Annotated in this window: 21 protein-coding genes; 10 read left to right on the top strand and 11 right to left on the bottom strand. The window is 72.2% G+C overall.

All coding sequences use genetic code 11. The features are described from left to right. Positions 1–23: 23 nt before the first annotated feature. A complete protein-coding gene (locus tag ACPXCS_RS22990; RefSeq protein ID WP_425948740.1) occupies positions 24–3680 on the top strand; it encodes a LamG-like jellyroll fold domain-containing protein in 3657 nt (1218 codons plus the stop codon). Between the two features lie 126 nt (positions 3681–3806). Then, positions 3807–4568, top strand: a complete 762-nt coding sequence (locus ACPXCS_RS22985; RefSeq protein WP_425948742.1) for an isocitrate lyase/PEP mutase family protein — start codon at positions 3807–3809, stop codon at positions 4566–4568. Between the two features lie 50 nt (positions 4569–4618). On the opposite strand, the gene ACPXCS_RS22980 is transcribed toward ACPXCS_RS22985, so the two are convergent. Both ACPXCS_RS22980 and ACPXCS_RS22975 read right to left on the bottom strand, forming a co-directional pair. Continuing rightward, entirely contained in the window at positions 4619–5689 is a 1071-nt protein-coding gene (locus ACPXCS_RS22980) for a glycoside hydrolase family 43 protein (RefSeq protein WP_425948744.1), read from the bottom strand. A gap of 215 nt (positions 5690–5904) precedes the next feature. After that, positions 5905–6768, bottom strand: a complete 864-nt coding sequence (locus tag ACPXCS_RS22975; RefSeq protein WP_425948745.1) for a LysR family transcriptional regulator — start codon at positions 6766–6768, stop codon at positions 5905–5907. A gap of 93 nt (positions 6769–6861) precedes the next feature. Here ACPXCS_RS22975 and ACPXCS_RS22970 point away from each other — a divergent pair, with 93 nt between their 5' ends. Further along, complete coding sequence (locus ACPXCS_RS22970) at positions 6862–7755, top strand: aldo/keto reductase family oxidoreductase (protein WP_425948747.1); 894 nt, start codon at positions 6862–6864, stop codon at positions 7753–7755. Positions 7756–7854: 99 nt separating this feature from the next. Here the strand turns inward: ACPXCS_RS22970 and ACPXCS_RS22965 are convergent, their stop codons facing one another. The 4 genes from ACPXCS_RS22965 to ACPXCS_RS22950 all read right to left on the bottom strand — a co-directional run bounded on the left by ACPXCS_RS22965 (position 7855) and on the right by ACPXCS_RS22950 (position 13407). Further along, entirely contained in the window at positions 7855–10626 is a 2772-nt protein-coding gene (locus ACPXCS_RS22965; protein ID WP_425948749.1) for a hypothetical protein, read from the bottom strand. A 229-nt stretch (positions 10627–10855) separates the two neighbouring features. Further along, positions 10856–11683 (bottom strand): SAM-dependent methyltransferase, encoded by an 828-nt coding sequence (locus tag ACPXCS_RS22960; RefSeq protein WP_425948750.1) that lies wholly within the window; start codon positions 11681–11683, stop codon positions 10856–10858. A 155-nt stretch (positions 11684–11838) separates the two neighbouring features. Further along, positions 11839–12996, bottom strand: a complete 1158-nt coding sequence (locus tag ACPXCS_RS22955; RefSeq protein ID WP_425948752.1) for a DUF6745 domain-containing protein — start codon at positions 12994–12996, stop codon at positions 11839–11841. An 84-nt stretch (positions 12997–13080) separates the two neighbouring features. After that, positions 13081–13407, bottom strand: coding sequence for a hypothetical protein (locus ACPXCS_RS22950; protein WP_425948754.1), 327 nt, complete (start codon positions 13405–13407; stop codon positions 13081–13083). A 176-nt stretch (positions 13408–13583) separates the two neighbouring features. Between ACPXCS_RS22950 and ACPXCS_RS22945 the strand changes: the two genes are divergently transcribed. The 6 genes from ACPXCS_RS22945 (at position 13584) to ACPXCS_RS22920 (ending at position 19764) form a co-directional block, all read left to right on the top strand. After that, positions 13584–14543, top strand: a complete 960-nt coding sequence (locus ACPXCS_RS22945) for an STM4015 family protein (RefSeq protein WP_425948755.1) — start codon at positions 13584–13586, stop codon at positions 14541–14543. After that, positions 14540–15697, top strand: coding sequence for an STM4014 family protein (locus ACPXCS_RS22940; protein WP_425948756.1), 1158 nt, complete (start codon positions 14540–14542; stop codon positions 15695–15697). Before ACPXCS_RS22945 ends, ACPXCS_RS22940 begins: the two co-directional genes overlap by 4 nt. 125 nt (positions 15698–15822) lie before the next feature. Beyond that, the gene (locus ACPXCS_RS22935; protein ID WP_425948892.1) at positions 15823–16683 is read left to right on the top strand and encodes an STM4013/SEN3800 family hydrolase; all 861 of its coding nucleotides are present in this window, start codon (positions 15823–15825) and stop codon (positions 16681–16683) included. After that, a complete protein-coding gene (locus tag ACPXCS_RS22930) occupies positions 16680–18089 on the top strand; it encodes an STM4012 family radical SAM protein (RefSeq protein ID WP_425948758.1) in 1410 nt (469 codons plus the stop codon). Before ACPXCS_RS22935 ends, ACPXCS_RS22930 begins: the two co-directional genes overlap by 4 nt. Positions 18090–18098: 9 nt before the next feature. Continuing rightward, a complete protein-coding gene (locus tag ACPXCS_RS22925) occupies positions 18099–19085 on the top strand; it encodes an STM4011 family radical SAM protein (RefSeq protein ID WP_425971010.1) in 987 nt (328 codons plus the stop codon). Positions 19086–19287: 202 nt separating this feature from the next. After that, positions 19288–19764, top strand: a complete 477-nt coding sequence (locus ACPXCS_RS22920) for a hypothetical protein (RefSeq protein ID WP_425948760.1) — start codon at positions 19288–19290, stop codon at positions 19762–19764. Between the two features lie 68 nt (positions 19765–19832). On the opposite strand, the gene ACPXCS_RS22915 is transcribed toward ACPXCS_RS22920, so the two are convergent. After that, complete coding sequence (locus ACPXCS_RS22915; RefSeq protein ID WP_425948762.1) at positions 19833–20090, bottom strand: glycosyltransferase; 258 nt, start codon at positions 20088–20090, stop codon at positions 19833–19835. Between the two features lie 54 nt (positions 20091–20144). On the opposite strand from ACPXCS_RS22915, the gene ACPXCS_RS22910 reads away from it, so the two are divergent. After that, entirely contained in the window at positions 20145–21350 is a 1206-nt protein-coding gene (locus ACPXCS_RS22910) for a cysteine desulfurase-like protein (RefSeq protein WP_425948764.1), read from the top strand. A gap of 72 nt (positions 21351–21422) precedes the next feature. Here the strand turns inward: ACPXCS_RS22910 and ACPXCS_RS22905 are convergent, their stop codons facing one another. The 4 genes from ACPXCS_RS22905 to ACPXCS_RS22890 all read right to left on the bottom strand — a co-directional run bounded on the left by ACPXCS_RS22905 (position 21423) and on the right by ACPXCS_RS22890 (position 25569). Next, the gene (locus ACPXCS_RS22905; RefSeq protein ID WP_425948766.1) at positions 21423–22496 is read right to left on the bottom strand and encodes an alkene reductase; all 1074 of its coding nucleotides are present in this window, start codon (positions 22494–22496) and stop codon (positions 21423–21425) included. Between the two features lie 289 nt (positions 22497–22785). After that, complete coding sequence (locus ACPXCS_RS22900; RefSeq protein WP_365740677.1) at positions 22786–23265, bottom strand: MarR family winged helix-turn-helix transcriptional regulator; 480 nt, start codon at positions 23263–23265, stop codon at positions 22786–22788. 37 nt (positions 23266–23302) lie between these two features. Next, positions 23303–24217, bottom strand: a complete 915-nt coding sequence (locus ACPXCS_RS22895) for an NADP-dependent oxidoreductase (protein WP_425948768.1) — start codon at positions 24215–24217, stop codon at positions 23303–23305. A 143-nt stretch (positions 24218–24360) separates the two neighbouring features. Beyond that, complete coding sequence (locus ACPXCS_RS22890) at positions 24361–25569, bottom strand: serpin family protein (protein WP_425948769.1); 1209 nt, start codon at positions 25567–25569, stop codon at positions 24361–24363. Positions 25570–25732: the final 163 nt, after the last annotated feature.

Below are 25732 nucleotides of genomic sequence, written 5' to 3'. Positions count from 1 at the left end.
CACGACGACTGAGGACGCCATCCATGCCATCCGCTGACAGATTCACGCGGCGCCGGGCCCCGGCCGCCGTGGCGCTGACCCTCGGGGCGGGCCTGCTCGCCGCACCGGCCGCCCCCGCGCAGGCAGCCGAGGCCCCCCGGCCCGCCGCCCACTACTCCTTCGACCAGGACGACCTCGCCTCCGGGAAGATCACGGACAGCTCCGGCAACGGCCTGACGGCGACCCTGGTCAACGGCTCCACCGCCCGGACGGTCGACGGCACGGCCGGAGGCAGGGCACTGTCCCTGCCCGGCGGCGCCCCGGACTCCGACGGCGCGTACGTACGCCTGCCCCGCCAGGTGATCGCCGGGACGATCGACCTGACCGTCTCCGCCCGGGTGAAGTGGAGCGGTGACACCTCGTCCTGGCAGCGGATCTTCGACCTGGGCACGGACACCACCCGGTACCTCTTCGCCACCCCGCGCAGCGGCGGCGGCCTGTTCCAGACCTCCGTGACCACCGGTGGCGGAGGCGCGGAAGCCCAGGTCCGCGGCTACGCCGGCCTGCCCGCGAACGAGTGGCGGACGGTCACCGTCACCCTCGACACCACCGCCGGCCGGCTCACCACCTATCTCGACGGCGTGGCGGTCTCCTCCACCGCGACCGGCGCCAGGGCGGGGGACCTGCTCACCGGTTCGGCCACCGCCGCCGGCTACATAGGCAAGTCTCTGTACCCGGATCCGCTGCTCGAGGGCGCCATCGACGACTTCACGGTGTGGCACGCGGCGCTGAGCCCCGAGCAGGTGGCCGGTACGGTCGGTGCCGTGCCGACCGTCGAGGAGCCCACACGGACGTCGTTCGACGTGCGCAGCACCAGCGGGACGGCCCCGTCCCTGCCCGCCGCCGTCCGTGCCTCCTTCTCCGACGGCTACGACCGGGACGTCCCCGTCACCTGGGAGGCCGTCCCCTCCGACCGGTACGCCGCGCCGGGCACCTTCACGGTCGCCGGAACCGCGGCTGGACGCGCGGTGAAGGCCACCGTCACCGTGGTCCGCGAGGGGCAGCTCACCGTCGACCTCGGCTCGGACACCGGCGCCTTCCACGGCGGCGCCTCGGGCACCCTCTACGGCGTGTACGGGCCGGACGTCCCCACCAACAACCTCATGGAGGGCATGGGACTGCGCACGGTCTCCACCAAGGCGCAGGACGGGCCGCAGCACCCGGGCGCCGACGCCCTGGAGGTGGTCGGGCCGCTGGCCGACTCCACCGACGGTGACGTGTACATCTACATGACCGACATCCACCGCGGCTTCCCCTACCAGTGGCCGGGCGACACCCCGGCGGAGAAGCTCAGGCTCTACAAGGAGAAGATCGCCCAGCAGGTCGACCAGGTCCTGAAGCTGCCGGAGCAGTACCAGGACAACATCGTCTTCGTGCCGTTCAACGAGCCCGAGGGCAACATGTTCGGCACCGGCGAGTGGAGCTACGACAAGGTCAGCTGGCTCGACGACCCCGACGCCTTCTTCGCCGCCTGGGACGACGCCTACAAGCTCATCAAGGGCAGGATGCCCGACGCCCGCATCGCGGGCCCCAACACCAGCGTCCTGTACGACCAGGTGAAGGGTTTCCTCGGCCACACCCTCGCCGCCGGCACCCTCCCGCAGGTCGTCACCTGGCACGAGCTGAGCCACCCGGAGGCCGTGCGCCAGAGCGTCGCCACGTACCGAACCTGGGAGAAGGCCCTGTTCAAGGGCACCGACCGGGAAGGCACCCAACTCCCCGTCAACATCAACGAGTACGCCTTCAACTACCACACCTCCGTGCCCGGCCAGATGATCCAGTGGGTGTCCGCGATCGAGGAGTCCAAGGTCGACGCCGACATCGCGTACTGGAACATCGACGGCAACCTGTCCGACTCCGCGGTGCAGTCGGGCCGCGGCAACGGCCAGTGGTGGCTGCTGAACGCGTACGCCTCGATGAGCGGGCACACGGTGAGGGTGACCCCGCCGTTCCCCGGCGAGAACTACACCCTGCAGGGCGTCGCCACCCTCGACGAGAAGCGGAAGCAGGCCCGGCTGGTCTTCGGCGGCTCCACCGGCAAGGGGCACATCACGTTCGCGGGCGTCCCGAAGAAGGTCTTCGGCGAGCGCGTGCACGCCTGGGTGCGGGAGATCGAGTGGAGCGGGCAGATCGGCGACTCGTCCGGCCCGAAGCTGCTCGCGGAGTCGAATCTCAAGGTCGGCGACGACGGCACGGTGGCCTTCGACTTCGGCGACGGCGCCCTGCCGAAGCTGAAGGAGTCCTCGGCCTACGAGGTCGTCCTCAGTCCGGCCGGCGAGGCGAAGGGCACGCAGTCGCCGCCCGTGCGCTGGCAGTCCTCCTACGAGGCGGAGGACGCCGCGCACACCGGTTCCGGATGGTCGAGGAACGGCCCGGAGGGCTCACCGAAGGACGTGTCGAAGTTCTACACCTCCGGCGGCTACGACGTCGGCGGCCTGCGCACCGGCTCGGACATCACCCTCGACTTCACCGTGGACGTACCCGAGGACGGCACCTACGACCTGAGCGTCTTCGCCAACTCCCTCAACACCTTCGACAAGGTCAGGGAGCATGGCCCCACCAATGTCTTCCTGCGCGTGGACGGCAAGGCCGGCACCGAACGGGAACTGCACCTGCCGCTCGGCTACAAGTGGGTCGTCTGGGACCACACCGACACCGAGGTCCACCTGACCAAGGGCAGGCACACGCTGACGCTGGCCGCGAAGAGCGCCGACGGCAAGCGCGCCACGAAGGGCGACGCCATCGTCGACCGCCTCACCCTCTCCCTCCCCCACCCCTCGGCGGACACCCGGGTGTACGAGGGCGAACTGGCGTGGCCGGCCGGCGGGGCGCGCCCGGTCTACGACGGCCTTCCGAAGCCGGCGGCCACCGGCTCGGGCGCCATGCGCCTCGCCAAGGGCCAGAGCGCGACGTTCTGGGTGTACTCATCGGCCGACCGCGAGGCCACGCTCGGGGTCGACGCCCTCGCCGGCACGGGCGCCCGGCTCTCCGTGAACGGCCATGACGTCCTGCGCCTGGCCGGCACCAGGAGCCGAGCGGCGGTCTCCCTCTCCGGCGGGGTCAACAAGGTGACGGTGACGGCAGGCGCGTCCACGACCCTCGTCGACCGCCTCACGGTCACACCCTCCGAGGGCACCTTGCCGGTGCGCACGTACGAGGCCGGGGACGCCGCGCTCGCCGGTTCGGCCGCGCTCGCCCCGCTCTCCCTCGCCACCGACGGCACGGCGATCACGGGCATCGGAGGCGCCCCCGGCAACGACAACACGGCGACGTTCACCGTCACGGCCGACCGGGCCGGGCTGTACGCGCTGCGCATCCGCTACTCCAACCCGGAGCAGTCGGAAGCCACCCACTACAACCCCGACCCACTCGCCCGCCACGCCGACATCAGCGTCAACGGCGGCCCGGCCCGGCGCGTCGGCTTCCCGCACAGCTTCCACCAGAACAACTTCTGGGAGCTGACTGTCCCGGTCCAGCTGAAGAAGGGGAGGAACACGGTCGGCTTCCGCTCCGAGGAACTGCCCGACTTCGACGGCACCTCCTACGCCTCGGACACGTTCCCGGGCGTGCTGCTCCGCTCCCGGTACGCGCCGCTGATCGACCGGATCACGGTGGCGCCCTACGCGGGCGAGGTGCGTTGAACCGCTGACGCGCGGTGCCCGGGACCGTGCCTCGACGGTCCCGGGCGCCACACCGTCCTGTTCCCCGGAACCGAGCCTGCCGATGGCACGTTGTCCGGGGCAGTCCCCCGGGGTAGCGTCACCGGCATGGACACTCACACCACCGTCGAGCGCGCTCAGCGCCTCAAGCAACTGCACGCCCAGCACAAGCCGCTCGTGCTGCCGACCGTCTGGGACGTGTGGTCCGCGCGCACGGCGGTGGCCGCCGGGTTCCCCTCGCTGACGATCGGCAGCCATCCCCTCGCAGACTCCCGGGGAGCCGACGACCACGAGGGGCAGACCTTCGAGGAGGTGCTGGCCGCCGTCAGGCCGATCATCGCGGCGGTCGACGTCCCCGTGTCCGTGGACCTGGAGGCCGGGTACGGGCAGAAGCCCGCTGATCTCGTCGCTGGTCTCATCGAGGTCGGCGGGGTCGGTCTGAACGTCGAGGACACCGTCCACTCGGACGGTGGCCGCGTACGCAGCACGCAGGAGCACGCGGAGTACGTCGCCGGCCTGCGCGCGGCGGCCGACGACGCGGGCGTTCCCGTCTGGGTCAACGGGCGCACCGACCTCTTCATCCACGCGCAGGACGCTTCCGGCGTCCTCGACGAGGCGATCGAGCGACTGCGTGCCCTGGAAGAGGCCGGCGCCGACAGTGTCTACCCGGTGGGTGTTCAGGACAACGACGCGCTGCTCACTGCCGTGACCGGTGCCGTCAGCGTCCCCGTGAACTCCACGGCCCATCCCGTCAGGCACGATCTCGAGCGCTTCCGCCGTCTCGGCGTGGGCCGCGTCACCTACGGCCCCCTGCTGCAACTGGCCATGGCGGACACGATGAAGGACATGCTGAAGCCCTGGGCGTCCTGAGGAGTTGACCGGGGGGCCGGCGGCCGGGTTTCCCGATGCGGTGTTGATCACTACTCGAAGAACTTGAGGCTCCACCCGGTGTTCGTGTTCGCTCCGGGGACGTTGGCGCGGCTGTAGGTGGTGTTGCCCCACCAGGTGAACGTGCCGGTGTACCAGTACCGGTTCTCCCACGCGTACGGCGTGCCCTTGGGGACCGCGTGGAACATGAGGGGGAACCTGGGACCGGCGGGCGGGCTCGTGTTGATGTCGCCGTCCAGGAGCACGAACGTGTGGTGGCCGGGCCCGTCGACGTGCAGGGTGGGGTCCCAGCCGGACATCATCGTGGCCCGGTGGGAGCCGAAGAGGCAGCCGTTGGACTTGTACCAGTCCCAGACGTACGTCGGGTCGCCGCCGGCCCGCAGCCGCAGGTCGGCCAGGCAGTACTGGTCGCTCCAGCTGCCGTTGGCCGAGTACACGATGTGCAGTTGCCCGTTCGGGTCCTTGATGGGTTCGGGGCCCTCGTTGATGAACGGGTTGCCGACCACCCGCTCCCAGGGCTCGCGCGGCTGCGAGATGACGTACCGCGCGCCGGTGGGCGTGGTCGGGCTGCTCATCCGGGCGATGTAGAGGTTCTGCTCGACGTTGGTGTCACCGGCCCATCCGGACCAGACGAACCAACGCTGCCCGTTGAAGGTGAACAGCGTGCCGTCGATGGCCCACTTGTCGTCCGGCAGGGCCAATTTGGTGGCGGCGCTGTATCCACTGTCCGGGCTGGCGGAGCTGATGACGTACATCCGGTGGGCCGCTCCGCGGCCGGCGGTGAAGTAGATGTGGTAGCGGCCCGAGTCCCGCACGATCTCCGGCGCCCAGACCTCCCCGAGGTCGCCCGTGTCCGACCAGACCCGGCGGGCGGGTGCGGAGGCGAGCGCGTCCGTCGAGGGCGCCTGCCGTACGGCGATGCCGTCACCCACCGACTGCACCGAGACGTAGGTGCCGCCGACCCGCAGCACGCTCGGGTCGGCGGCCCGCAGGCCCGTCTGGCCGGCCCGGGCGGGTTCGGCGGACGTCAGGGACAGCGTGGCGGCGAGCAGGCCGGCCAGCAGGAGAGCGACAGTGCTCCTCAGAGTGCGCGATGGGGTCATGTCCCGTTCCGAGGTCGGCCTCCGCTTCGACGCCGTGCCGACGCGAGGCGGCGGCATGGGGACGGCGTCCGGCCGGGACCGTGTCGGAGGGGGGTGGGGGGCGATCCTGGCCGTCGGTGCTCGGCATCACCAGTGATTTACATCGATGCAAGTCCGCTTCCACAGCATCACGATGAACCGTGAACATGTCAACGCCTGTGACGAGCGCGGACGGATCACAGCCGCGTCGCCGTGCGGATCAGCCCGGCGAGGGCGAGGGAGCGGCTGTGCGCGGGCCAGGCGATGTGGGTGACGACGGGGGGCGCGTCGGACAGGGGGACGGCGGTGTGCTCGGCCCACAGCCAGGCGCGGGCCGAGTCGGGGAAGACGGCTGCGGTGCGTCCGAGGGCGATCAGCTGGGCCAGCTGCGTCTGGTCGTGGATCTCCGGGCCCGGGCCGGGCGGGAAGGTGCCGTCGCGGGACCAGCGGGCGAGCGGGAGGTCGGGGATGTCGCCGACCTCGGCCAGGGACAGGGTCTTGCGCGCGGCGAGCCGGTGTCCGGCGGGCAGGATGGCGATCTGACCCTCGGTCATCAGTTCCTCGCTGTCGAACCCTGCGAGGGAGTTGTACGGCGTGTGCATGAGCGCCACGTCCGCGCGGCCGTCGCGCAGCATCTCCCCCTGCTCGCACGTGCCGCTGGGCAGCACCTCGACCTCGGCGGCGCCGGACTCGGCCGCGTAGGCGTCGAGGAGTTTGTGCAGCAGTTCGTGGGACGCACCGGCCTTCACCGCGAGCACCAGCCGGTTGCGGGAGCCGCCCGGGCCGTCGGTGCCGCCGGCGCGGCGGGTGCGGCGAACGGCGGCGGCGGTCGCGTCGAGAGCCGCGCGGCCCTCGTGCAGCAGCATCTCCCCCGCGTCCGTGAGAGCAACGCCGCGGCGGTTGCGTTTCAGCAGGCAGACGCCGAGCCGCCGCTCCAACTGCTGGATCGCCCGCGACAGCGGTGGCTGGGCCATACCGAGGCGCTCAGCGGCACGACCGAAGTGCAGTTCCTCGGCGACCGCCACGAAATACCGCAGCTCGCGGGTCTCCAGGGTGTCCATGGCCACAGCCTACCTCGGTGATACCCGCCCGGTATCACAGCGCACTGCATCGGTATTGGATGCGCCGCTCGCCGGTGAGTGAGCATCGACGCCATGAGCGACACCGTGAACACTCCCGACATCCCCTCTCCCTCCCTGCCCGGCGGCACGTGGACCCTGGGCGATCTGACCGTCACCCGTTTCGGTTACGGGGCCATGCAGCTCGCCGGGCCCGGGGTCATGGGCCCGCCCGCCGACCACGACGGCGCGCTCGCCGTCCTGCGGGAGGCCGCACGCCTCGGGCTCAGTCACATCGACACCGCAGGCGCGTACGGACCGCGCGTCACCAACCGGCTGATCCGGGAAGCGCTGCACCCCTACCCCGAGGCGCTGCACATCGTGACCAAGGTCGGCGCGGTCCGCGACCAGCAGGGCGGCTGGCCCCCGGCCCGCCGGCCCGAGGACCTGCGTCGTGCCGTTGAGGAGAACCTGGAAGACCTCGGCGTGGAGGTGCTCGACGTGGTCAACCTCCGGCTCGGCGACGCACAAGGGCCCCGGCCCGGCTCGCTCGCCGAACCCTTCGAGGCCCTCGTCGACCTCCGGGAGCAGGGCCTGATCAGGCACCTGGGAGTGAGCAACGCGACGGCGGAACAGGTCGCCGAGGCGCGGAGGATCGCGCCGATCGTGTGCGTGCAGAACATGTACAACCTGGCCCACCGCCAGGATGACGAGCTGATCGACGATCTCGCGGCCGAGGGCATCGCCTACGTACCGTTCTTCCCGCTAGGCGGCTTCACCCCGCTGCAGTCCGCGGCGCTCTCCACCGTGGCCGCCCGGCTGGACGCGGCACCGATGTCGGTCGCCCTGGCCTGGCTGCTGCGCCGGTCACCGAACATCCTGCTCATCCCCGGCACCTCCTCCGTCGCGCACCTGCGCGAGAACGTCGCCGGCGCGCGACTGACGCTCTCCGAGGAGGACCTCACCGAGCTGGACAAGATCGGCCGTTAGGACTCGGGAAGTCCTCGCACGGCCTGGGAGTCGGTGAAGCGCGGGGTCCGGGCCGCCGGCCGGACCCCGCGCAGGAGGGTGCTCACGATGCCCAGGACATCACTCCACGGGCTTGTCGAGCACCGTCCCCGTCCGCACCGGCCTGCCGGGCAGCGGCTCGGCGTTCCTGTCGGTCAGGGCCAGGCGCATCGACTCGGCCGGCTCCGCCACCCGGTCCCGTACGGTCGGCACGGCGAAGTCCACGCCGGTGCTGCCGGGCGCAATGTTCAGCCACACCCACAGGTTCGCCTCGGACAGCGGCCGTTCGGGCTGGGGCACGTCACCGGAGAAGTCCTCGAGCCACTGCGGGTCCACGTCCGTGGTGGACAGCTCGGCGCCGTCGGTGGCCGCGAGCACCCGCACCGGCTGCCAGAGGTCCACCGCCGCGGGCTCGGCCACGGACAGCCGCCAGGTGAGCGACTCTCCCTCGGACACCCGGTCCGCGACCGGCGACAGGGTGATCACCGGCTCCGGGTCGTCGTTCTCGACGGTGAGCCCGCCCCGGTGCTTGCCTACGACGGCGTTGCGGACGGCCTTGACGGCGATGTCGTGCTCCACGTCCTCGCCGTAGACCGTGTCACCCTTGACCTTGACCGGCACATCGATCGCGCGGCTGCCGGGCCGTACGGTCACGAGGCGGTTCCCGGCCCGGCCGCCGTCCGGGTCGAGGACGTACACGCGGACCTGCCCGCTGCCGTGCCCGGAGACCTCGACCGGGATCCGGTAGGTGCGGGTGCCCGAGTCGCCCTCCTTGACGATCGTGCGGCCCACGTCGACGCGCGGCAGCGCGGCCGCCTGCACCGCCGGAGTGCCGGGCGCCCAGCCCCAGGCATCCATCAGCCAGGCCCGCCCGGACTTCGAACGGGGTGTGAGGGCAAGGGACTTGACATGCTTCAGATCGAGCCCGGCCCGGGTCGCGGCCGACAGGGGCACGCGCAGCTCACGAGCCCAGTAGGAGGCGGTGAGCGCGGAGCCCGGGAGACCGTCCACAGTGACCGAACCCAGCGTCACCCGACGGTCGGAGGAGTCGGTGACGGACACGTCGAGCTTCGTGCCGGTCGTGTTCGGCGGCACGAAGACCCGCAGCGCCAGCTTCTCCGCGCCGCGGAGGGACAGCGGCCTGGCCGGTGTGATCCGCGCGGCCGTGCCCGGCGCGGACCACTTCAGGGCCACCGCGCTGCGGCCGGCCTCCCGTTCCGTCTCCCACGACGCGAAGTGCGGTGACGATCCGGCGGTCCGCGGATCCAGGCAGGCGGCGGCCGGATCGGGATCGATCGCCGAGCACAGCCGGGCGCCGGTCACCTTCACCCCGCCGTCCGGCAGGAGACCGCCGCTGCGGCGGCCGCCGACCGCGTGGGTCAGCACCCGGGCCGGGTCCGCGGACGGGGCCCGCTTGCCGGAACCGTCGAGCAGCGGACGCACCCGGTCGTCCCCGGCGAGGAAGAGCCTCGCCGCCGCGGCGATGTACGTGGCACCCGCCTTGTGCTGCTGGGCGGCGGTCAGCCGGGTCGCGGCTCCCGGCGTGCACACCGGGTCCGGCTGCTCCGGGTCGGTCCCGAAGTCGTCCCAGGCCGGTGCGACGGCCTCGCCCGGGGTCCACTCGCTGTTGAAGTAGTTGTGGTTGGCGCCGACCATGTAGACCGCGCTGTGCAGTGCCGTGCCTCGGCTGATCCCGCGCGTCCCGTCGACGAAGTTCTCGCCCTGCAGGTCCGACACGTCGCCGTCGCAGCCCGGCAGCAGCGTCACGGACGGCACGTCGGCGACGGGATTCTGGCCGAAGATCGTCGGTCCGACGAGCACCGTCCCGCGCACCTTCCAGCGCACCGGGCCCCGGTAGCCGTCCTGGGCGGCCGGCGGCCGGTAGAGGCTGTCCATGGCGGCCCGGTTGACGCCCTCGCCGCCGCGCGAGTGGCCGACGAGCAGGACCCGGGAAAGATCCGCCTCGGCCGCCTCGCGTACGACGGCCGGGGCGGAGGAGCGACGAGCGGTCCAGCCGGCCCAGCGGGCGAGGTGCTGCCGGACCAGCGAGGAGCGCGCCTGCGCACCGGCGTCCTCGGCCTCCCAGTCCTGGGCGTTGATGCCGTTCGCCGAGATCGACACCGTCACGTAGCCCTGGGAGGCCAGCAGTCGCTGGTCGCGCAGATAGCCCAGGTGGCTCGGGATCGGCTTGTAGCCGCTCGCGCAGGGCCAGTCGCCGGTCACGTCGTCCTCGGAGCCCGGCTTGTAACAGGTGCTGTGGCGGCCGTGCAGGAACAGCGCGAGCGGCCGGCTGCCGGTGGCACCCTTCGGTGCCACCACCTTGGCGGTCATCTCCACCGGGGTGTCGAACCCGGGCAGACGCACCGGGTCGAGGTCGTACTCCCCCGTCACCGTGCGGTACGAGCCGGGTCTGCCCGGATCGACGCCGTTCACGGGGGCCGGCGCGGGGTTCGGGCGGTGAGGCCCGGGGGGTGCCTCGCGTGAGCCCGAGTTCATGCCCTCGTCGGCCGCCGCGTCCAGCCTGCGCCCTGCCGCCGTCACCTGGAGCTCTCTCAGCCGCTCGGGCCGCAACTCACCGAGGCCGAGCCGGAAGGTCCGCCCGTCCCTCGCCGGCTTCGGCACCCCGAGCAGCTGGTCGCCGGTACGGAACTCGACCCGCGCATCCCCCATGGGCACGGCCTTCGGCGCTCGCCAGACCAGCTCGCGCGCGCCGTCCTCCCCGCCGATCCGCCACCCCGGCGGTAGGGGCTGGTCGCCGTCCGTCGCGCTCGACAGCCGCGGATCCTGGACCTGCACCGCCTGTGCCGGTCCGGGCGAGCCCGCCAGAGCCGCCAGCACCGCCACGGCGGTCACACATATTCGCCGCGCACCGATCAATGAACCTCTCCTCAACACCCAGGCGCAGACGTCCCGTCGGTCCCGGGCGCCTCTCGCGTCGCCTAGGACGGGAGAAGGGTGTCGCCGGGTTGTCTGTGACAGGACGCCGTGTGCGGGCGAGGGATTCGATCAGGCCAGTGCGGTGTGGTGAACCGGACGACGTCCGTGCGCGGCAGCCGCGGGCAACGACTCCGGCAGTGGTGCACTAGGGCTTACGGGCCAGGCCGGCGACGATGAGGTGCTCCCAGACGGTGAGTTCTCGTCTTCCGCCACTGCCGAACGAGCTGTCGGACTCGTCGGGACGCCACAGGGGCGCCGGGACGATCCCGGGGTCGAGGATCTCCAGGCCGTCCAGCAGGGCGGCGATCTCCGCGTCCGTGCGCCATCGGCCCCGGCCGAACGTCTGCTGGAGGACCTTCTCGGCCTCCATGGTCTCCGGGTTGTTGCCGGAGCGGAAATGGCTGACGAAGAAGTAGCTGCCGGACGGGACCTGCTCGCGCCAGTAGCGGACGATGCCTGCCGGGTCCTCGTCATCGTTGACGTGGTGGAGGATGGCGCTGAGGATGACGGCCACGGGCCGGGAGAAGTCGATGAGTTCGAGCGTGATGGGGTGGGAGCGGATGTCCTCGGGGTTGCGCACATCGACCGCGACGACGCGGGTCCGGTCGTTGTTCTCCAGCAGTGCGCGGCCGTGGACCAACACCTGGACGTCGTTGTCGACGTAGACGACCCGGGACTCCGGAGCGTGCCGTTGGGCGACCTGGTGGACGTTGTCCGCGGTCGGCAGGCCGCTGCCCATGTCGATGAACTGCCGGATGCCGGTGGTCTTCGCGATCTCCCTGACCGCCCGGGTCAGGGCAGCGCGGTTGGCGAAGGCGATGGCCACCGACCCGGGCAGGTCACGCTTGAACACGTCGCCGATCTCACGGTCCACGGCGTAGTTGTCCTTGCCGCCCAGCAGGTAGTCGTAGACGCGGGCGATGCTGGGCTTGGTCGAGTCGATGGGAGAGCCTTCGTACGTCATGGCGGCCATTCTTCCCGGCAACATCGCGTGCGCACGCGCGTTTTGTGTTCTTCGGCCGGCTGGGCGGGGCCGCCCCCACCGGCCATCACCTGCTGGCCCTGGCCGGCGCGCTCAACCCCTACGCAGCAGGCCCCCCTGCGGCAAGCCGCGTCGGCCGCATACCGTCAGGTCTCGCGAACCGGTGCGTAGACGTCCGCCCCCAGTCCGAAGGTCCAGGCGACGCCCTCCCGGGCCGTGCGGGTCGAGGGCGGGACACGCAGCCAGTACGTGCGCCGGGTGCCGTCCGGCTCCGGGGTGCTGTTCAGGACCTCGACCATCACCACCGGCTCGTCGCCGTCGAGGTCGATCCGCCACAGCGTGCCCGTCTCGTCGGAGTGCAGGGGGCGCGCGCCGGAGTCCGCCAGGTAGCGCTCGTAGCCGTAGTACTCCAGCATCACCCGGCGAAGCTCGGCGTTCTCCTCGGCCCGGATGCGGACCGGTGTCAGCGTGGACAGCTCGGCGAGGAAGGCGGCGGGGACCGGCATGCCGCGCCAGGCGTGCAGAGCGAACCCGTCCCGGTAGGCGAGGGCGGGGCCGTCCCCGCGGTCCAGGCGGCCCACCTCGTCGCGGTGCAGGACGACAGGGCGTTCGCAGACGACCGCGACTGAAGCGAACGGCCACCACCAGCCCGCGCTGCGGCACACCGCGCCCAGGCCGTCCAGCGGCGCCCGGTCGGTGGGGAAGGCGGCGAGCCAGGGCGCGTCGTGCTGGCCCAGCACCGCGTCCAGCAGAAGCAGCCGGATCGCGGCCTCCTTGGCGCGGTCGGTGGCACTTCTCCGACCAGTGGAGGCGGACCCGTCGCCCGCGTCCCCCGAGTCGACCGACTCCCTGGTGCCGTCCGCGCCGCCGCACAGGTCGTTCAGCAACCCCGTGCTGATCCGGTCGACCAGCGTCTGCGTCGACTCCCAGAGGCGGCCCCCGGTCGCCCCCCAGTGCGCCGACCAACCCGCAGGGCCCAATTCACCGTGCAGCCGGTCGCGTTCGAGCGCCCACGGCTTCGTCCGGATCTCCTCACGCACGCTGGGGCCCTTGTCCTCCAGGCCGAGCAGCAGCGTGACCGCGGCGCGTGGGGAGTCGGCCCACAGCACCCGCTCAGGTTCCGCAAGACCGGCCCGCCGGTACGCGAGGCGTACGCCTGCCTCGGCCGCCGCGCGGTCGGCCGGAGCCGTCGCCGTGGCACACGCGCGCCAGAACCCGACACCCTCGGAGGCCGCACCCGCCTCCGGCCTCGCCGGGGAAGGCTCCAGCTCCTCCCCCTTCGTCACCGTAGAGGGGGAACCCATCGATCCCATCGCACCCATCACCTTCGCAGCCTTCTCCGGCTTCACCGACTCCATTGACCCCGTGGAACCCATCGAGCCCGCCCCTCAGTCCGCAACGATCCGCACGGACCCCGGCACGTACTCCCGCTGCCGGATCACCCGGTACCACCCCCGGGGAAGAGGGATCGCCGCGTGCTCCTCGTGCACCACGCGCCCGCCCTGCGGCAGATGCAGCAGCAGAGGGCCGAACGGCCCCGGCTCCCGCACCAGTTCACCCGGGCCGACGACCGCGTGCGCGTGGCCGGTGACCTCGCCCAGCGCCAGCACCAGCCGGCCCCGGGCATCGCGCGGCTCCCGGGGCGAAGCGGCGACATGCCCCGGCACCGCCTCCTCGTCCAAGGGCACGATCAGTACGTCTCCCTGCCGGTACACGGCAGCCTCCCTCCCACCGGCGCCCACGCACCGGCCTCATGACGCAGACCGTAGGGGCAGCCACTGACAACGGCCCGAACAGTGGCCCCCGTCACGGGCACTGTCAGTGCCTGTTGGTAGAACTGCGGTCACGACGGAACACCCCGTCCTCTCACACTCTTCACAGGAGCAGCCGCATGACCATCGGTGCCCACCTCGACGCGTTCCACCGGCTGCCCGCCCACACCTTCCCCGGCCCCGACGAGCAGACGGACGACCTGCCCGAGGCGGACTCGGTCGCCTGGCGCATCACCAGCGACGTCTACGACTCCGACGAGGCCTGGACCAAGGCGTTCGCCCGTTTCCGCGCAGCCGTCGACACCACGCGCGTGCGCGCGCTGATAGTCGGTGCCTGGCAGGAGGCCTACGACACCGACCCGTCCGACGTCATCGAGGCGCTCGTGGCCGCACGGGACGCCTTCCCCGCGCTGCGGGCGCTGTTCGTCGGCGACATGGTGATGGAGGAGTGCGAGATCTCCTGGATCAACCAGACCGACGTCACACCGCTTCTCCACGCCTTCCCCGACCTGGAGGAGCTCGGCGTCCGCGGCGGGACCGGGCTGCGTTTCCCCGCCCTGAGCCACTCCGGCCTGCGCAAGCTGACCATGGAGTCCGGCGGGCTGCCCGCCGAGGTCGTCCGCGGTGTCGCCCACAGCGACCTGCCCGCCCTCGAGGTGCTCGACCTGTGGCTGGGCACGCCCGACTACGGCGGCGACAGTGAGGCCGCCGACCTGGAGCCCATCCTGTCCGGTGCCCGGCTGCCGCGCCTACGCCACCTGGCCCTGCGCAACAGCGAGATGCAGGACGCCGTCGCCGCGGCGGTCGCCTCCGCCCCCGTGGTCGCCCGTCTGGAGGTGCTGGACCTGTCCATGGGAGTCCTGACCGACGACGGCGCCGCCGCCCTCCTGGCCGGGCAGCCGCTCACCCACCTCAAGGAACTCGACCTGCACCACCACTACATCAGTGAGCCTCTCCTGGAGCGCCTGCGGCAGACGCTCGAACCCGCCGGCGTGGCCGTGGACCTGGACCGCGACGACGCCGACGAGGACCAGGACGGTGACGGCACGGTGTGGCGGTACGTCGCCGTGGGCGAATGAGCGTCACGGGCGTGCGCTCCGGCCGTGCCCCCGGACGTGCCGGCGGCCCTGTCCCCGGCCGCCGTTTCGCGGTCGTGGGCAATCCGGAGAACCGCCGGGTCACGCTGTTCGCCGAGGCGGTGCGCGCGGCCGGACTGCCGGCCCCGCGTGTCGTCCCCTGGCCGGACGTGCTGCGGGCGGGCGGAGCCGAGTTCGACGCGGGAGAGATCGTCCGTGTCGACTCCCCCGGGGAGAACACCGACGTCGACCGGCTGCTGCGCGGCGTGGAGGAGCCCACCCGGGTGGAGGGCTCGGCCCGCTGGTACGCCGGGTTCACCGCCGCGCTGCGCTCCCTGCGCGGCGGCACACGGCTCGACGACCCCGACGACCTGGCCGTGCTCTTCGACAAACGGCGCTGCCACGCCGTCCTCGACGCGGCGGGCGTACCGGTCCCCGCCTCGCCCACGTCGGGGCCGGGGGCAGCACCGGTCCGCGGCTGGGACGACGTACGGACGCTGATGCGGGAGCACCGGATGCACCGGTTGTTCGTCAAGCCCGCGCACGGCTCGTCCGCGTCGGGCGTGCTGGCCGTGGAGTCGGCGGGGTCCGGCCGCATCCGGGCCACCACCTCGGTGGAACGCGCGGCGGACGGGCGGCTTTTCAACTCGCTCAAGGTGCGCCGCTACGAACGCGAGGGAGACATCGCGGCCATCGTCGACGCGCTCGCTCCCGACGGCCTGCACCTGGAACGCTGGCTGCCGAAGGCCTCGCAGCACGGCCGGGCCGCGGACCTGAGAGTCGTCGTGGTGGCCGGCCGAGCCACCCACGCGGTGGTGCGCACCAGCCGCTGGCCCCTGACCAACCTCCACCTCGGCGGCAGCCGCGGCGACCTCGACACGGCCCGGCAGGCCGTCGAGGCGGCAGGCGCCCGCTGGGCCGACCTGCTGGAGGTGTGCGAACGGGCCGCGGCCTGCTTCCCGCGCACCCTGTGCGTGGGCGTCGACCTGCTGCCGGCCGTCGGGTGGCGCAGAGCCGCCGTCGGCGAGGTCAACGCCTTCGGCGATCTGCTGCCCCGGCTCACCGGCCTGCCCGGCAGCGGAGCGGAAGGCCTCGACACGTACGCCGCCCAGGTCGCTGCCGCCCTGCACGCGTACGGCGGCCGACCCGCCGAGTGACCTCCGCTACGTCCCCCGCAACGAGCACGACCAGCACGCCCACAGAACAGGAACAAGCGCCCATGCCCTCGCCCGCACCGACCCCTGAGCCGCTCCCGCCCACGCCGGCAGCGGGCGAGCCGGACATGAACGAGATCGTCGGCAGCCACGACCTGCTCCTCGTCACCCTCGACACCCTGCGCTACGACGTCGCCGCCGAACTCGCCGCCGCCGGCCGCATACCCCATCTGACCCGCCACCTGCCCGGCGGCCGATGGGAGAAGCGGCACGCCCCGGGCAGTTTCACCTACGCCTCGCACCAGGCGATCTTCGCGGGCTTCCTGCCCACCCCGGCCACGCCTGGGCCGCACCCGAGACTGTTCGCGGCGAGCTTCGCCGGCAGCGAGACCACCGCCTCGAAGACCTTCGTCTACGACACCCCCGACCTCGTCTCCGGGCTGGCGAAGGTGGGCTACCACACCGTCTGCGTGGGAGGAGTGGGCTTCTTCAACAAGCAGGGGCCGCTCGGTTCGGTCCTGCCCGGGCTCTTCGAGGAGTCGCACTGGGAGCCGGAGTTCGGCGTCACCTCACCCGAGTCCTTCGAGAACCAGGTGGCCCGCGCGGAACAGGTCATCAGTGAACTCCCGCCCGATCAGCGGCTGTTCCTCTTCGTCAACGTGTCCGCACTGCACCAGCCGAACTGGTTCCACCGGCCCGGCGCGACCCGGGAGGACGGTGACACCCGCGAGACGCACGCCGCCGCGCTGGAGTACGTCGACCGGCACATCGGGCGGCTGTTCGCCGCCGCGAGCAGCAGACGCCGCTGCTTCGCGATCGTCTGCTCCGACCACGGCACCGCCTACGGAGACGACGGCTACACCGGCCACCGTCTCGGCCACGACTGTGTCTGGACCGTGCCCTACGGCCACTTCTTCCTCGAACCCGCGCCTTCCACGACCGCACCCGCGACGCACCCCGACGCCCGCCCGACCGAGGCCGCCCGATGACCGCCACCGCATCTCCGACGACCGCATCCCACACCCCGGCCCCCCTCGGCACGTCTCCGACGGCCGCAACCGGAGCCCCGGCCACCCCCACCGACGGCCCTTACCAGAGCTACGTCTACGCCTACCCCCACAAGACGGCCTACCGCCCGCTCCCCCACCGCCCCGCGCTCGCCTCCCTGTGGGCCGCCGAGCCGAAGGACGCCCTCTCCCTCTACCTGCACATCCCCTTCTGCGAGGTCCGCTGCGGCTTCTGCAACCTCTTCACCCGCATCGGCGCCCCGGACGGCCTGACCGGCGCCTATCTGGACGCCCTGGAACGTCAGGCGGACGCCGTACGCGAGGCGCTCGGGGACGGCGACGAGGTCCGCTTCGCCACCGCGGCCTTCGGCGGCGGCACCCCCACCTTCCTGACCGCCGCCGAGCTGGAACGCCTCTGCGACATCGCCGAGCACCGCATGGGTGCCGACCTGCGCGCCGTGCCCCTGTCGGTGGAGGCCTCGCCCGCCACCGCCACCGCCGACCGGCTGGCCGTGCTGGCCGGCCGGGGCGCCACCCGCCTCAGCCTGGGCGTGCAGAGCTTCGTCGACTCCGAGGCCCGCGCCGCCGTTCGCCCGCAGCGCCGCGCCGACGTGGAGTCGGCGCTCGGACGCGTCCGCGACGCCCGCATCCCGGTGCTCAACATCGACCTGATCTACGGCATCGACGGCCAGACGGAGGACACCTGGCGCCGGTCCCTGGACGCGGCCCTGGCCTGGCGGCCCGAGGAGCTGTACCTCTACCCGCTGTACGTGCGCCCCCTCACCGGCCTCGGCCGCCGCGGCTCCGGCCTCGACCCCGCGTGGGACGAGCAGCGGCTCCGGCTGTACCGCGCCGGCCGGGACCACCTTCTCGCGCACGGCTACACCCAGCAGTCCATGCGCATGTTCCGCCGCGCCGACGCCCCGCCGCAGGGCGCCGACGACTACGCCTGCCAGACGGACGGCATGATCGGCCTCGGGTGCGGCGCCCGCTCGTACACCGCCGGCCTGCACTACTCCTTCGACTACGCCGTGGGCATGCAGGAGATCCGCGCGATCATCGACGACTACGTGGCAGCCACCGACTTCTCCCACGCCGAGGTCGGCTACGCCATGGACGCGCACGAGGCGCGCCGCCGTCACCTGCTGCAGTCACTCCTCCAGGCCGAGGGACTGCGCCTCGACGACTACCGGGCCCGCTTCGGCGTCGCCCCCGCCGACGACTTCGGCCCCGAACTGGCCGCATTCGCCGAACGCGGCTGGCTGGCCGACGGCGACTCCGAGACCCTCCGGCTCAGCCCGGAAGGCCTCGCCCACTCCGACGCCGTCGGCCCCGCCCTGTTCTCCCCGGCCGTACGCGCCGCGATGGCCGCCTACGAGAGGAAGTGACCGGCCGTCATGGACCTCACCCTCCTGTACCGCGGCCCGCTCGCCTCCTGCGACTACGACTGTCCCTACTGCCCGTTCGCCAAGCGCCGCGACACCGGCGCCCAGCTGCGGGCCGACCGTGCCGCCCTGGAACGCTTCGCCGCCTGGGCCGCCGACCGGACCGAGGACCGGCTGTCCCTGCTGTTCACCCCCTGGGGCGAGGGCCTGGTGCGGTCCTGGTACCGGCGCGCCCTCGCGGACCTCTCCCGTCTGCCGCACATCCGGCGGGTGGCGATCCAGACCAACCTGAGCTGCCGCACCGACTGGCTCGCCGAGGCCGATCCGGGGACCCTCGCCCTGTGGTGCACCTACCACCCGGGCCAGACGCCCTACGACCGCTTCCTGACCAAGTGCCGCGACCTGGCCGCGCGCGGCATCCGGTTCAGCGTCGGCGTCGTCGGACTGCCCGAGCATCTTCAGGCGGCCCGCCGGCTGCGCGCCCACCTGCCGGAGCACGTCTACCTGTGGATCAACGCCGCCGAAGGCCACTCCTACACGGACACCGAAGCCGACCTGTGGACGGCCCTCGATCCGCTCTTCCCGTACAGCCGTCACCCGCACACCAGCGCCGGTCTGCCGTGCCGCACCGGCGACTCCGTGATCTCCGTCGACGGCGACGGCACCGTCCGCCGCTGCCACTTCGTCCGCACGCCGCTGGGCAACCTCTACGACGGTTCCTACCGCGCCGCCCTGCGCCCGCGCGCCTGCCCGCTGGCCGTCTGCGACTGCCACATCGGCTATGTGCACCTGGAGACGTTGCCGCTGTACGACGTCTTCGCCGGCGGCGTGCTGGAGCGGATCCCCGCACAGGCCCCGGGGCGGAGTCCGAGTCCGGGTCCGGATTCGGATCCGGATTCGGATTCGGATTCGGATTCGGTGCCGGCTGTGACGCGTCGCCCGACCGTCGTCCCGGTGTCCGGCCCCACGCCGTCAGCGTGCCGCGGAACGGCTCTGTGAAGGCGCGGCGACCGGGACCGTGATGACGGTCGGGCGACGCGTCGCGGTCGGCCGGCGCGGGTTGTGCCGACGGGGCTGGCGCGGGCGGTGTGCTTCGTGCGCCCGGCGCGCGCGGGTTGCTGACCGGGGTGCGCGCCCGGATGCTTGACGCACCCCCCATTGAGTCGCTCTAGCGTGGGGGTGGTCTGTGCCCAGTGGCGTGGTGAAGTGGTTCGATCCGGTTCGGGGCCTGGGAGTCATCGCACCGGACGGAAACGGTTTCGATGCCGTCGCCTACCGTTCGGCGTTCCGCGGCATCGCGGAGCGGGAACTGGTCGCGGGCAGGCGGGTGCGCTTCGATCTCACCGTCGATGCCACCGGTGTGCGAGCCGACAACATCTGTCCCACACCTCCCTTACGCAGCGGGCCGGTCGAGGAAGCGGAGGAGGACACCGGCGCGCCCGCACCCGGGTGGACCGTTGAAGTGCCCCCCGAAGCCGAGGAACCGGCCGACTGCCCCTGGTGCGTGCAACTGCTCGAAACAGGCGACGACGACCGGCGACTGCCGGATCAGGCGGACAGGCCGCCGGAGCCCGCCGCCCTGACCCACGAGGCCGCGTCCATGACGGCGTGGCCTGCCGCCGTGATGCTGTTGGCCCTCGTCACGCTCGCGGTGATCGGACGGTGGGTCGCCGGCTGATCCGGCACCTGGTCACCCGGGTATCCGGGCACCCCGTCACCGCACCGCGTGGCTCCTGCGCGCCGGCCTCACGCGCGTCGGGCGTCGCCGTACACACCGGCCAGGGCCCGGGCCATGGGCGTCACGGAGTAGCGGGCGGCCACGGTCTCCTGTCCGGCGCGCGCGAGCTGTGCGCGCCTGCTCTCGGGCAGGGACAGCAGCCGGTGCAGGCCGGGCGTCAGGCCGGAGGCGGAGGCGGTGTCGAGCAACATGCCGTTGACGCCGTCGCGCAGGTCGTGGCCCACGCCGCCGCGCAGCGGCCCGGCGGCCGGCAGGCCGGCTTCCATGGCCTCCATGGTTGACTCGTGCCCCTGGCCCGGATCCCGACAGGAGCTACGACGTTGACGTACGACATTGCCGCCCTGCGCTCACACTTCCCCGCCCTGAGCGCCGGGACCGTCCACTTCGACGGGCCCGGCGGCACGCAGACGCCCCGGCCCGTCATCGACGCGATCGCCGACGTGCTGGCCCGGCCGCTGTCCAACCGGGGGCAGTACTCGCTGGGCGAGCGCAATGCCGACGCCATCGTCACCGGGGCGCGTGAGGCCGTGGCCGACCTGCTGGGCGCGGAACCGGCCGGCATCGTCTTCGGGCGCAGCGCCACCCAGCTCACCTACGACGTCGCCCGCATGCTGGCCGCCTCGTGGGCGCCCGGTGACGAGGTCGTCGTCACCCGGCTCGACCACGATGCCAACATCCGCCCCTGGGTGCAGGCCGCGGAGCGGGTCGGCGCCACCGTGCGCTGGGCCGGGTTCGACCCCGTCACCGGAGAGCTGACGGCCGACGACATCAGGGCCGTCCTGTCCGACCGCACCCGCCTGGTCGCCGTCACCGCCGCCTCCAACCTGATCGGCACCCGCCCGCCGATCGCCGAGATCTGCCGCCTGGTCCGCCAGGCCGGAGCGCTCACCTATGTCGACGGCGTCCACTACACGGCGCACACGCTGGTCGATCTGCCGGTGCTGGGGGCGGACTTCTTCGTGTGCTCCCCGTACAAGTTCCTCGGCCCCCACCTCGGCGCCCTGGCCGCCCGGCCCGCCCTGCTGGAGACCCTGCACCCCGACAAGCTGCTGCCCTCCAGCGACGCGGTCCCCGAGCGCTTCGAACTGGGCACCCTTCCCTACGAGTTGCTTGCCGGGACCCGCGCCGCCGTCGACTTCCTGGCCGGCCTCGACCAGCACGCCACCGGCACCCGGCGCGAACGCCTGGCCGCCTCCTTCGCCGCGCTCGAGGCGCACGAGCACACCCTGCGCACCCGGCTCGACAAGGAGCTGGCCGCGCTGCCGGGCGTCACCGTCCACTCCCGGGCCGCCGACCGCACCCCCACCCTCCTGCTGACCTTCGGGCACCACGACACCACCGACGCCTACCGCTTCCTCGCCGCCCGTGACATCCACGCGCCCTCCAGCCACTTCTACGCCATCGAGACATCCCGCCATCTCGGCCTCGGCGACACCGGCGGCCTGCGCATCGGCCTCGCCCCCTACAACCACCCGGAGGACATCGACCGGCTGCTGACGGCGTTGGGCGAGTTCCTGGAGAAGTGAGCGCGGACGGCGTGACGACAGGGCCGGGCCGGACCGACCGGCATTCCGGTCGGTATCCGAGGTGAGGTCGCCCTACAGGTAGGGATAGTCGGTGTAGCCGTGGTGGTCACCGCCGTAGAAGGTGGCGGGGTCCGGGGTGTTGAAGGGCCCCTGGGCTGCCAGGCGGGCGGGCAGGTCGGGGTTGGCGAGGAACAGTGCTCCGAAGGCGACCATGTCCGCGGTGCCGTCCTGGACGAGGCCGAGTGCGTCCGGACCGGTCGGGTCCGGGTAGGTGAACGGGTTGAGGATGAACGTGGAGGGCCAGGTCTTGCGCAGGCGGGTGGTCAGTTCCCGGTCGCTTCCCTCGATCATGTGCAGGTAGGCGAGATCCAGTTCGCCGAGCTTCGTGACCAGCGTGGTGTAGGTGTTCTCCACGTCCACCGCGTCCTGCTCGGCGATGTCGTTGTAGGGGTTCGCGGGCGAGATGCGGAACCCGGTGCGGTGGCCGCCGATCGCCTCGGCGACAGCGGTGGCCACCTCCAGGGCGAAGCGGACCCGGCCGGCGGTGTCGCCACCCCAGCCGTCGGTGCGCCGGTTGGTGTTGGGGGCGAGGAACTGGTGGATCAGGTAGCCGTTCGCGCCGTGGATCTCCACACCGTCGAAGCCGGCCGCGACCGCGTTGCGTGCCGCGTCGGCGAAGTCGGCGACGGTACGGGTGATGCCGTCGGCGTCGAGTTCCTGCGGGGTGACGAAGTCCACCGGCCCCTGGTGGGTGTACACCTGGCCCTTCGCCGCGACGGGCGAGGGCGCGACCGGGTGCAGCCCGGGAGGCAGCAGGCTGGGGTGGCCGATGCGCCCGGTGTGCATCAGCTGCGCGAAGATCACCCCACCCTCGGCGTGAACGGCGTCGGTGACCTTGCGCCAGGCCGCCACCTGCTCCGGCGTGTGCAGGCCCGGCGTGTCGGGGTAGCCCTGGCCGACCGGTGAGGGCTGGATCCCTTCGGTGACGATGAGGCCGGCGCTCGCTCGCTGGCTGTAGTAGGTCGCCATCAGATCGGTCGCGGTGGCGCCCGGCCCGTAGGCCCGGCTGCGGGTCATCGGCGCCATCACGATGCGGTTGGCCATGGCCCGGCCGGCCACCTCGATCGGGGCGAAAGCGTTCGTCATGGGAATCTCCTTGATGTCGCGGCTTGATGTCGCGGAACGGATGGAGGAGAGGAAGAGCCGGCTGCTGCCGGCCGGCCAGTGAGTCGTTCCGGTGCGCCGGTCATGGGCGGCGGTGCGGGGCTGCGGTGCCGGGCGGCTGCGGCGCGCCGACGGAGGGCTGCACGAGGGCAGGGCAAACCGCACCCTCGCTCCGCACAGGGCAGGGCAGGACGGGGTAGGCGGGGCAGGGCGGAGCCGGACAGCACGAGAAGCTGTCCGCCCGCCGAGCGGGACGGGTCTCCGTCTGTGCTTACTCGGCCGGAGACTGCCGGCTGCGGTCCCTGATCGCCTTCTCGATCGTCCACGCACACGCGGTGAACATGTCGACCTGATCAGCAGTCAGATCGCGTACGGAAATCTGCTCGAGGGACCGCCACATGTCGGCGATGGGTTCCTTCAGGGCGCGGCCGGCATCGGTGAGGCGGACCACCATGACCCGCCGGTCGTGCGGGGCCGGCTCCCGGGTGAGCAGCCCTGCCTCCTGCATACGCCGCAGGGACTTGGAGACGGTGGAGTGGTCGAGGCCGACCCGCTCCAGGAGTTCCGCCTGGGTCAGGCCGTCGTGGTCGAAGAGCTGCATGAGCAGCAGTTCCTGCCCCGGGTGCAGGTTCATGGCGCGCAGCATGCCGGCGGCATGGCCCCGGTGGGCGCGGGCGAGCTGGAAGATGGCGTAGCTCAAGGGCCCTTCGCCCGCCGCGTCCGGCAGCTCCGCTGAGGTGGTGTCCGACATTGCTGCTCCCTGTTCGCGCGGAGAGTGGTGTGATGGATCAGTCGACGGTGAGGACGATCTTGCCTCGGTTGTGGCCCGCGTCGCTGGTCTGCTGGGCCTTGGCCGCCTCGGCGAGCGGGTAGGCGGCGCTGATCGTGGTGACCAGTGTGCCGTCCGCGGCCAGCTGGGCGAGTTCGGCGAGACGGGCGGCGGAGCGGCGCTGGGGGCCCTCGGCGAAGACGATGCCGAGTTCGGCGGCGCGGAAGTCGGCGGTGGTGACGATCCGGTCGGTGCCGCCGCGCAGGGTGATGGAGTCCTCCAGCGCGCCCTTGCCTGCGGCGTCGAACACGGCGTCCACCCCGTCGGGGGCGACGGCACGGACCCGCTCGACCAGGTTGTCCCCGTAGACCAGCGCGGTCGCGCCGAGCGAGGTGACGTACTCCTGGTTGGCCGGTCCGGCGGTGCCGATGACGCGGGCGCCGCGGGCGACGGCCAGCTGGACGGCGACGGTGCCGAGCGCGCCGGACGCGCCGTGGATCAGCAGTGTCTCGCCGGGGGTGACACCGAGCAGGTCCAGGACCCGCTCGGCGCCGTCGGTCGCCACGGGCAGGGCGGCGGCGTGCTTCCAGTCCAGACCGGCCGGCTTGGGTGCGAGGACGGCCTCGGACGCCAGGGCGTACTGCGCGTAGGAGCCGGTGTCGGACCAGCCCAGCACCTCGTCCCCCGCCTTCAGCCGCTCGACGCCCTCGCCGACGGCGTCGACCACACCGGCGATCTCCCCACCGGGCACGGCGGGCAGCGTCGTCGGGAAGATGGCCTCCATCCCGCCGGACCGGATCTTGCCGTCCACCGGGTTGACGCCGACGGCCCGCACACGCACCCGGACCTGGCCGGGGCCGGGCTGGGGAACGTCGATCTCCGCCTCGTGCAGGACCTCGATGCCGCCGAACGTGTCGAAAACGATGGCCTTCATGACTGCTCTCCTCGGAGTGAGATGCCACACCGACCACATTCTGTGGCCGACCACATAAACGTAGCACCGTTTATGTGGCTAGCCAAGTAATTGTTGAGAGGGGCTCCCGCGCATGTTGATCCGCCCTTCGTCCAGAAAGGTCCTCAGAGCACTCCCTCGTCCTCCCAGTCGTACTCGGGGCACGGCAGGGAATCCGTGACCCAGCCCGCTGTCAGCACCAAGCGCGTGTGGCGATGCAGGGCGAGGAAGCCGAAGGGCCGGTCGAAGACGGCACTGATCCGGGTGGTGACGTAGCGGAGGTCGGGTAGGCCCCCGGCGACCGCGCTGAACGCCGTCACCGCGGCAGCCTCAAAACCCGACGCGCCGAACTTGGCCCGTGTGTTCTGCTCGGCCGACCCGATGGCGAGCGGGAAGCCGCTGATGCCGGGGAAGTGTCCGCGCGAACGGTCCCGAGCCGTCGTGAGACCGAACAACCGGTGCAGCTTCAGCAGATCGTGGCGCGTGTTCATGTCGTACGCAACGGTCGTCACCTCCAGCCACGGCGGCTCGGGCCGGGTGCTGCGCAGCTTCTCCACCCGCAGGCCGGGGCCGACGTTCCCATAGGGCAACAGCGGTCCCGGCACGACCGGGTACCGGCCCGCGAGGATGCCAACCCCGGCTTCCAGCACCTGCCGCGGCTTCATGTTCTCCTCGCCGAGCAGCAGGTGCACGTCCAGGGCGTTGTTCCCCAGCACCTTCAGTTCGGTGACGTGTCCGCCGGGTGTGTCCGCCACCCCGATCCGGTCCAGTACGGCACTTGAGCGCTGCAGCCCCAGCCTCGGTTCGGCGGCCCAGGGCTCGTACGCCGTCTCCAACGGCACCTCGGTGAACGGGCTCAGCCACTGTGTGCGCATGGTCAGCGCACTCGCCAGCACCATCTCCGTGTCCTCGGTCAGCGTGACCGGCATACGGTCGATCAGCCCACCGGTACGCTTCGCCGTCCACGCCTCCAGCGCTCGATGGTCGGCCGCGCGGTCCCCGGTGAGCACCCCGTGGACGTCGGCCGACAGGCCCGCCTCCCACTCCTCCCGCAGCTCCAGCGTGCGCTTCGTCCACAGCCCCAGCGCCGTGTCCAGACCTCGCATGGCGCCCATCGCGGCAAGCAACTCGCGTGCGGCGCCGGCTGCCTGCCCGGCGTCGATCCCGAGAGCCTCCGCCAGTTCTGTCCGCGCCTCGCCCGCGGCCCCGTCCGCCAGGTGGGCCAGCAGCGGCCACACACCCGCCGCCGAGAACACCGTGCCGCCCTCCGGCACACCCGCCCACCGCGCGGTCAACTCGTTCACCGCGCGGACCGTCGCCGTCGCGACTCCCATGACACCCCCGTCGTCAGCACGCCCGCGGTGCGCAGTCCCACTTCTGCACCGGCATCGCCGCCATCCGCCCGCCCGGAAGCACGGTACCTGTCCCCCACCTCCGCCTTCGGGCTAGCCGAAACAGCAGGACGTGAGCGGCCCCTCCGGGCCCGTGAAGCGCAGG

The organism is Streptomyces sp. DT190, assembly GCF_049846985.1.
Lineage (GTDB): Bacteria > Actinomycetota > Actinomycetes > Streptomycetales > Streptomycetaceae > Streptomyces.
Note: the sequence above shows the minus strand (reverse complement) of the source record. Positions and strands in the feature narration are given on the sequence as shown.